This is a genomic window from Wenxinia saemankumensis (assembly GCF_900141735.1).
GTDB classification, from domain to species: domain Bacteria; phylum Pseudomonadota; class Alphaproteobacteria; order Rhodobacterales; family Rhodobacteraceae; genus Wenxinia; species Wenxinia saemankumensis.
Genome location: NZ_FQYO01000010.1, coordinates 1 through 7,422 on the forward strand (window position 1 = coordinate 1; position 7,422 = coordinate 7,422).

At 62.4% G+C, this 7,422-nt stretch carries 5 protein-coding genes and 4 pseudogenes; 5 read left to right on the top strand and 4 right to left on the bottom strand.

Going from position 1 to position 7,422, the window contains the following annotated elements; all coding sequences use genetic code 11:
• Positions 1-380: 380 nt before the first annotated feature.
• Positions 381-2,114 carry an ATP-dependent nuclease gene (locus BUE30_RS17060; RefSeq protein ID WP_073334343.1) on the bottom strand — a complete coding sequence of 578 codons (1,734 nt, stop codon included), beginning with the start codon at positions 2,112-2,114 and terminating at the stop codon, positions 381-383.
• Between the two features lie 256 nt (positions 2,115-2,370).
• Positions 2,371-3,243 carry an HNH endonuclease gene (locus tag BUE30_RS17400; RefSeq protein ID WP_170865669.1) on the bottom strand — a complete coding sequence of 291 codons (873 nt, stop codon included), beginning with the start codon at positions 3,241-3,243 and terminating at the stop codon, positions 2,371-2,373.
• Between the two features lie 625 nt (positions 3,244-3,868).
• On the opposite strand from BUE30_RS17400, the pseudogene BUE30_RS18120 reads away from it, so the two are divergent.
• The 4 genes and pseudogenes from BUE30_RS18120 to BUE30_RS18125 form a co-directional block, all read left to right on the top strand.
• Positions 3,869-4,183: pseudogene (locus BUE30_RS18120) on the top strand (IS21 family transposase); the annotation flags it as partial.
• Positions 4,116-4,844: an IS21-like element helper ATPase IstB gene (gene istB / locus BUE30_RS17075; RefSeq protein WP_073334347.1), complete on the top strand. Its 729-nt coding sequence runs from the start codon at positions 4,116-4,118 to the stop codon at positions 4,842-4,844. The pseudogene BUE30_RS18120 and the gene istB, both read left to right, overlap by 68 nt.
• Positions 4,845-4,982: 138 nt before the next feature.
• Positions 4,983-5,513 (top strand): annotated as a pseudogene (locus tag BUE30_RS17080) (CobW family GTP-binding protein); the annotation flags it as partial.
• A pseudogene (locus BUE30_RS18125) lies at positions 5,510-5,734 on the top strand (DUF6525 family protein); the annotation flags it as partial. The pseudogenes BUE30_RS17080 and BUE30_RS18125, both read left to right, overlap by 4 nt.
• Positions 5,735-5,780: 46 nt before the next feature.
• Here the strand turns inward: BUE30_RS18125 and BUE30_RS17085 are convergent.
• Both BUE30_RS17085 and BUE30_RS17090 read right to left on the bottom strand, forming a co-directional pair.
• Positions 5,781-5,870 (bottom strand): SDR family oxidoreductase, encoded by a 90-nt coding sequence (locus tag BUE30_RS17085; RefSeq protein ID WP_073334351.1) that lies wholly within the window; start codon positions 5,868-5,870, stop codon positions 5,781-5,783.
• A 77-nt stretch (positions 5,871-5,947) separates the two neighbouring features.
• A complete protein-coding gene (locus BUE30_RS17090) occupies positions 5,948-6,649 on the bottom strand; it encodes a FadR/GntR family transcriptional regulator (protein ID WP_073334349.1) in 702 nt (233 codons plus the stop codon).
• Between the two features lie 78 nt (positions 6,650-6,727).
• Between BUE30_RS17090 and BUE30_RS17095 the strand changes: the two are divergent.
• Positions 6,728-7,327: pseudogene (locus BUE30_RS17095) on the top strand (sulfite exporter TauE/SafE family protein); the annotation flags it as partial.
• Positions 7,328-7,422 lie beyond the last annotated feature (95 nt).

Sequence of the window (7,422 nt, forward strand, 5' to 3'; positions counted from 1 at the left end):
GCTCGGCGCTGATCGTCCTGTCGGGGCTTATCATCATCCGCCGGGGCGGAACGAGGGCGGCGGCGCGGCAGGGCGGACGGGCCTGAGCGGGCGGCTTTCCGCCCCGGCGATGCCACCGCCCGGCGATGAGCAAACCACAGGCAGAGTCAGGTTGGTGACGAGATCGGCAGAGTGAGGGCCCCGATCGATCAGTCAGAGAACACGGACGGGTGGGCGTTCAGATTGCGCAGGCATGGCGAGGACCGACAAGGAAGGGTGGTGAGCTGACCTTCTTCGCGTGCTGCACCAACGGCGAGGAAGGGCGGAGAGCGGAAGTTCGCTGCACTGAACAGGAACGTCTGCTGCTTATCACCAATGCGCATTCGCCGGTTCTCTGAACCTCAAAGGTTTTCGAGCTGCGAGACAAGTATCTTGAGATCGTCATGGATATCCTCCGGAGTCATCTGCGCCCAGAGGTCGTCCATGGACTTACCGGCTTCCTTCAGGCGTGTCGTAAGCGCCTCTTTATACTCACCCTCCATGATTGGCGTCGCGTCGGCGGGAGGTGCCTCTGACCAGGGCAGGAACAGCACTTCTTCCCACCAGGTTCGAATGTCCGCGGTCTCAAGCCCCAGAGTGCGAGCGATGCAAGCCGGCACCAAGGCATAGTTCTCGATCTCCCGACGCCGGGAAGTCCGGGATGCGAAATTTGACAGCCCATGCCCGTCCGACTTGTCGCGCAGCGTCTTCTCGCAGACGGTGTTCAACGGGGCACCATCGCGGTCGCGAAAGCTGAGGGCTCGGATGCCCGGGATACCTTTTTCCAGTTTCTGGAAAAATTTCCGACGGTCCTTGTGACTCTCCGTTGTTGGATAAGCCTCCAACTTAGGTAGCGAACGGCCAAGCGTAGCAGCAATAGCCTTCAGGGCGCGTAAATCGGAGTTGTTCTCCACGAAAACGACCCGCTTGGTCTTGCGGACCCGGTCGATGAATGGATCATAGACCTCTCCGAGCCCGGAGAACATACGCACCCGATCCGCCTCGCTGCTCAGATACTTAGGCTTCACCTTTTCGAATGATATGATTTTTTCCAAGGGTGCGCCAAGCAGGACTTCGCGCGAATGGGTGGCAACAAGGACCTGCTTGCCGTTAATCTCGATGAGTTCTTCGAGGGCATCGATCAGGACGCCCTGGAGGCTCGAATGCAGGTGCGCGTCCGGCTCATCGAGCAGAAGGATATCTGTGTCGGGATTTACGGCATAGGCATAGACGCAAATCCATTGCAAGGCCCCCGCTCCCTCGACCATGAGGTCGCGTTTAGCCCCTGCATTTCGATAGCGCTTGGATGTATCGTCATATTCCACAGGCTGAGTGAAGGCTTGAAGCGTAGTATGATACGTCTCGTCGTAATCAGCCACGACGATCTCAAAGCCAAAGGTCCTACGCAGCGTGGCCTGTAGTCGCTCCCAAGGATCAGTGTCGCGCAGTGCCTTCAGGTCGGCGTTGGAGATCTTCGACTTGCCTTCCTTTAATTCCGCGCGCTTCTTCTCGTTGTCCTGGCGTAAATCGAAAAGGACATTGCGCAGGACCGACCCGGCCAAGCCGCGCCCGAGCATTGCACGGCGCAGGGCGGGCGTGGCAAAGGGCTCCTTGGCATCCAAGCCTGCGACGGGTGGCAGGTAAACAATTTCCGGAAGCGCGTCGCAGTTGGTAAGCGTGGTCTCGTTAGCCCGGATGAAAAGTCGATCGTTGGTCAGCGACAGGGAGATCGTCAGATAATGGGTTCCGTCCACGGGGTGCTCCCAATCGACCCTGATCGAGAGGGAATATCCCTCCTCTCCCGGTATCTGCGTCTTCAGCCCATACCAAAGGTGTTTCAAGTCTGGCAAGTTGATGGGGTTGAAATCGTCATCCGAGATCCCGTATCCCTGCCCAGAAAACTCGGTCAAGATCGCCTCGTCCCCCTTTCCACGGCGCAGAACGAAGACGCAGAAACTCCAGACCGCGAGCGCATGCAGCAAGGTGGATTTCCCGCTGTTGTTCGGCCCGGCCAAGAGTGTGGTGCCACTGCGCGAAACTTCGATCTTTCCGGCTTCGAAACGTTTGAAGCGCCGCATCTCGATGAATGTAATCATGCCGGTTTCAGGCCCCTTCTTGCTCCGGTTGCGGTCAGCGTCCCATGAAAATCAGAATAGATACCATTTTGGGATGGATCGAAAATAGTTTGCTATCGCGTCCGGTTCCGGAGCGACAACGGTCATCCGCAGCATGAAGCACGAATGTTGGCTTCGGGCCGGGAGAGCCTGGAGGCTTAAGCGGTTTGAACGTCTGATCTGGGCCGTGAGCGGTCGCCGTCGGGCCGCTCCTCGAACGGCGGCAATGGGCCAAGTGTTACTTGAAATCATGGATTTTTCGATGCCAAACCATGTAGGCGGCTTGGTCCCGCGTCAGCGGGATCTTTTGTTTTCTGACGCCAAGCGCTTTTCGGGCCTTCCGCTTCAGGCCGTCTGAGATTATCATCTCGCCTTGATCGGTGAAGCTGATGAAGCCTTTATCAAAGAGCCTGTCCCATGTCGGCGAAAGTAGTAGAGCGTTCTCGGGGTCGAGACATTCCCGTGGGTCCTTCCGGCAATCCCTCCATGGCTTGATGTGGGAGGCAACTAAGAGCGCGGGTTCCTTGATCTCAGTGATTAGGCAGCAGCCATATTTTTGGAGAACTCGCCGACGGTATAGGCCTTGGCCGATACGAGCCTTAACGATCGCTTTGCGGGTCACCTCAGGAATTGAGGTATCAGCCAATACCTCTTGCTCAAGCGCGGCGATCTCATGTGCATCGATGCGGGCGATGTCATTTTTCTCGAGCCAATCTCCCATCTCTGGCGTAATCCAAAAGGTCTTTTTCGAATTTCGCGGCACAGTCCCGAGGCGAGCGCAAAAGCCGTGGTAATGCCATTCGGCCACGTCATCCTTGCCGTTCCAGATCGTAAAGCCGAAGTGTTTGCGCAAGATCTCCCGAACACGAGCGTTCGTTTTCTTTCCATCCCGTTCCGCCGACTGCTCATGTCTGATTAAGGTATTTTCAGTATATCCGATGAAACGTGATGGGGCGAAGGCGATGCCATCGCCTGTGAGATAGGGAAGAAAGACCGACCCACGGCCGATCAGGCCGGCATAGAGCTCCTTGACTTGACCTCTGTTCTTCCTTGCCTCCTCCAACTCCTCGCAGTTGCGTAGTAGGTTGTCGTATGTCTCTATTAGGCTCATTGCCATTCTCCCGAAGCACCTCCTGCAAGAAGTACACGCCGCGAGCAGTTTAGCAATATATTGTCCTGACCGATCGCCTGGACCGCAAAACCGCCATCTGAGCGCTCGATTTGCTGCCCGAGGCTGCCAACGTTCGCTCCCGGGAGGCTGCATGGCAGCGTTCGGTGAAGAGGCGAATGGCAGCTAAGGGCCGGTAGCTACGGTCTCATCCAACCGGGCCGTAGGTCCGGTCTGGGCCGGGGAGCGCCCGTGACGGTGAACCCGCCGCACTTCCGCTTCGGGGCGGCGGCGCTTTGCGCCGCAGCGCCATGAGCAGCTGGTATCTAGAGCATCTTGCCGGAGCGCGACTGCGCATATCAAAGAGACTTCGCTTCCTTTCGCGGGCCGATCTCTATCACTTATGGTGTGAACCGGCATGGAAAAGTGACCCCGTAGCGGGGTGATCGGCGTCCAAAAATGACCCCCTTACATCGGTGACCATGATGCTCCTGGGGCAACCGGGAGCAGGTGCGGGATGTTGGTCGTGGAAACTATCGCGAAGATCCGTCGGGCGTATTTTCAGGACAAGAAGCCGATCAAGCAGATCTGCCGGGAGCTGCGCGTATCGCGGAACACGGTGCGCAGGGTGAACGGCGACCGCCAAATGGTCGAGATCTTGAGCTCGGTCCTGATCGACGGGCTCGACGCTGTAGACGCGGCCTGCGCCGAGGCGCTGAGCGAGGGCGTTCACTCGTCCGCCGTCGTGCTCAACATCCTCGCCCGGCGCCGGGAGCCCGGGCCGCCGCTGACCATCACGAAACCGGACGCGCTGCGTCTGAGCTGCGAGCCGGTCGCCGATTGCAGACGCTACGACAGCCTCAGGAGACCGGACCATGGAAAGATCGCAGGTGCTGGACGTGATGGGCCAGCTCAGGCTCTACGGAATGAAGGCGGCCTATGACGAGATCATCGCCACCGCCGTGAAGCGGCAGCATGAGCCGCAGAAGATTGTCGGCGATCTACTGACCGCCGAGATCAGCGAGAAGCAGGCGCGCTCGATCAAATACCAGATGACCATTGCCAAGCTGCCGCTGGCCAAGGAGATCGACGAGTTCGACTTCGAGGAGACGCCGGTAAATGAGACCCTGGTCCGCGACCTCGCGGGCGGAGACTTCCTTGAGCAGCAGCGCAACGTCGTGCTGATCGGCGGGACCGGAACCGGCAAGTCGCACCTCGCCGTCGGCATCGACCGAGCCTGCATCCGAAGCGGAAAGCGCGGCCGCTTCTTTAACGTCGTCGACCTCGTCAACAAGCTCGACGCCGAAGCGCGCGCCGATCGTCAGGGCCGCACCGCCGATCTGCTCTGCCGGCTGGACTTCGTCATCCTCGATGAACTCGGATACCTACCGTTCGCTCAGACCGGCGGACAGTTGCTCTTCCACCTGATCAGCCGCCTCTACGAGCGCACCTCGATCCTGGTGTCGACAAACCTCGACTTCGGTGAATGGCCGAGCGTCTTCGGCGATGCCAAAATGACCACCGCGCTCCTCGACCGGCTCACCCACCATTGCGACATCGTCGAGACCGGCAACGAGAGCTGGCGCTTCAAGTTACGAGCCTGAGCCCCAGAGCATCGCTGGCCCGATCCGGTTGCGCTGTATGATGGCTACACCGCATCGGGCCAGCTTCCGGTGCGCTCAGAGGGGTCAATCTTCGGCGCCGATAGGGGGTCAGAATTGGACGCCGATTGACACCTCGGCACCGGCCTGTTCGATTTCGAGACGGCGCACACGCATCCACTCTGGGCAAAGGAGCTCTACGGCTTCGCGGATCATGTGCCCGAGACCGAGGAATACGGCGTCTCCTCCTTCGTCTATCGCGCCCGCCGGCCCTTCGATCCGCAAAGGATCTACGAGGTGCTGAACGGTCCGCTGCCCGGCGTGATCCGTGCCAAGGGGCATTTCTGGATCGCGACGCGGCCCGACTGGCTGGCCGAGTTCTCGCTCGCCGGGGCGCTGAGCTCGGTCCGACCGATGGGCCGCTGGTGGGCGACGATTCCCGAGGCGCGCTGGCCGGACCACCCTTCGGCGCGCGCCTATATCGCGCAGCACTGGGAGGAGCCCTTCGGCGACCGTCGGCAGGAGCTGGTCTTCATCGGTTCCGGCATGGACCGGGCGGCGATCACCCGGGCGCTCGATGCGGCGCTGGTGCCGGAGGCGGGCTTCGTCCCCGAAGCCTGGAAGGGGCTACCCGACCCGTTCCCCGGCTGGCGCGACGCGGTGGCTGCATGAGGGCGAATACCGGCAACAGCACGCTAGCGCGGCGGCGCCGCGTGGGTGTGCCCATGGACTCCTACGACCGGTTGCCCTCGGCGTTGCGTCGCTGGCTGAGCGAGGCGGCGCTGCCGTGGTCGCCGCACTCGGCGCTGCGGGCTTGGCGCAAGGCGCTGCGGGCCTGCGGCGACGAGGACGCCGCCTGCTGCAGGCTCTCCCGGATCGAGGCGGCGCAACTGCGCCGCGACAAGGCGTGGAAAGCGTTCGCCTCCGCGGCAAGCTCAGCTACGCAGTCCGGCCCCCGTCCACCGTCCAGACCTGTCCCGTCACGAAGGACGCCGCCGGCGAGACGAGCCACAGGATGAGCCGTGCAATCTCCTCGGCCCGGCCCGTCCGGCGCTTAGGGTTTTGTCAGGTAGAAGGGGAAGGTGTGTTGTTGGCGATTTAGGAAGTCATTTGTCCGACCCCTCAGCCTGCGGGATACCCATGTCGAGGCTCACCGCCTCGAGATGCCGCAGCATCGCGCGATGCGCGGCGGCGCCGTCCCCGGCGGCGATCGCGTCGACCACGCGGGCATGCTGGTCGCTATGGGCTTCGGTGAATTCGCGCACGCCGACACGCCGGTAGGTGCGATCCCATTCCCGTTGCCAGACGGCCCGGCAGCGAGCGCCGGAGAAATGGCGAAGCAGCGCGATGAGGAGGGGATTGCGGGTCACCTGCGCGATCGCCTGGTGGAAACGGTCGTCGGCCCGTTCGCATGTCGCCCGGTCCACAGCAGCGCGTCCCTCGGCCACTCGGCGGCGAAGAAGCGTCCCGTCACCTTCGTCCCGCCGTTGGGCCGCGGCGGCGGCCACCTGCGGCTCGAGAAGGCGGCGGGCATCCATCAGGTCCGACGGGGTGGTCGCCTCCAGCAACAGCGTGTCCCGGACCGGCTGGCCGACCGGTGCTCGGCCGCGGAACGTTCCCTGTCCGATATGACGCCAGACCTCGCCCTCCGCCTCGAGCGCGGAGAGAACCGCGCGCAGGGTCTCGCGGCTGCACCCGACCAAGCCCGCCAGCACACGTTCCGGCGGAAGTCGGTCTCCCGGGGCCGGAGCGTCCCGCTCGATGAGGGACCAGAGCCGCGCTCGCACGATCTCCCTGCCTGTCCGCATACCCGCCTGCTCTCCGGACCAATTTGCAGACCAATGGGAGAGCCGGGCAGGAAAGGCCAGACCCGACCGGAGGCACCAATGCTCACCCTTGCCGTTCTCGTTTGCGCCGGCTTCCTCGCGGGCGGACTGAACGCCGTCGCGGGGGGCGGCACGTTCCTGTCCTTCCCGGCGCTCGTCTGGCTCGGCCTGCCGCCGATCACGGCGAACGCGACCGCGACGCTGACGGCCATGCCCGGCTACATGGGCAGCGCCTGGGCCTTCCGGCGGGACATCCAGTCTGAGGGACGCCTCGGGCTTCCCGCCATCTTCGTCGTCGCGGTCGCAGGCGGACTGAGCGGGGCGCTCCTCCTCCTCGTGACGCCTGGGGAGGCCTTCGAGGGGATCGTGCCCTGGCTGTTACTGATCGCCACCTACCTCTTCGCCGCGGGCCCCCGCCTCGTCGCGGCGCTGCGCATGGGGGGCGGGGTCGGACCGATCGCATCGGGCACGGTGATCTTCTTCGTCTCCGTCTATGGCGGCTACTTCAATGGCGGGCTCGGCATCATGCTGCTCGCTGTGCTGGGCCTGATCGGTTTCACCGACCTGCACAGTATGAACGGCTTGAAGAACCTGCTTTCGGCCATCCTCTCCGTCGTGTCGGTCGCGACCTATGCCTTGGCCGGGCTCATCGCCTGGGACTGAACTGCCCCCCATTTCGACCGGACAGCCTGGCATGACCATGGAAGGCCCAAGCCTGTGCTTGGGGACATGCTTATGCCCAACGAAGATCGACC

What these genes read in the sequence shown, in the direction of transcription:
- istB (WP_073334347.1), top strand. Translation starts at nt 4,116, where the DNA reads ATGGAAAGATCGCAGGTGCTGGACGTGATGGGCCAGCTCAGGCTCTAC.
- BUE30_RS17060 (WP_073334343.1), bottom strand. Translation starts at nt 2,114, where the DNA reads ATGATTACATTCATCGAGATGCGGCGCTTCAAACGTTTCGAAGCCGGA.
- BUE30_RS17090 (WP_073334349.1), bottom strand. Translation starts at nt 6,649, where the DNA reads ATGCGGACAGGCAGGGAGATCGTGCGAGCGCGGCTCTGGTCCCTCATC.
- BUE30_RS17400 (WP_170865669.1), bottom strand. Translation starts at nt 3,243, where the DNA reads ATGAGCCTAATAGAGACATACGACAACCTACTACGCAACTGCGAGGAG.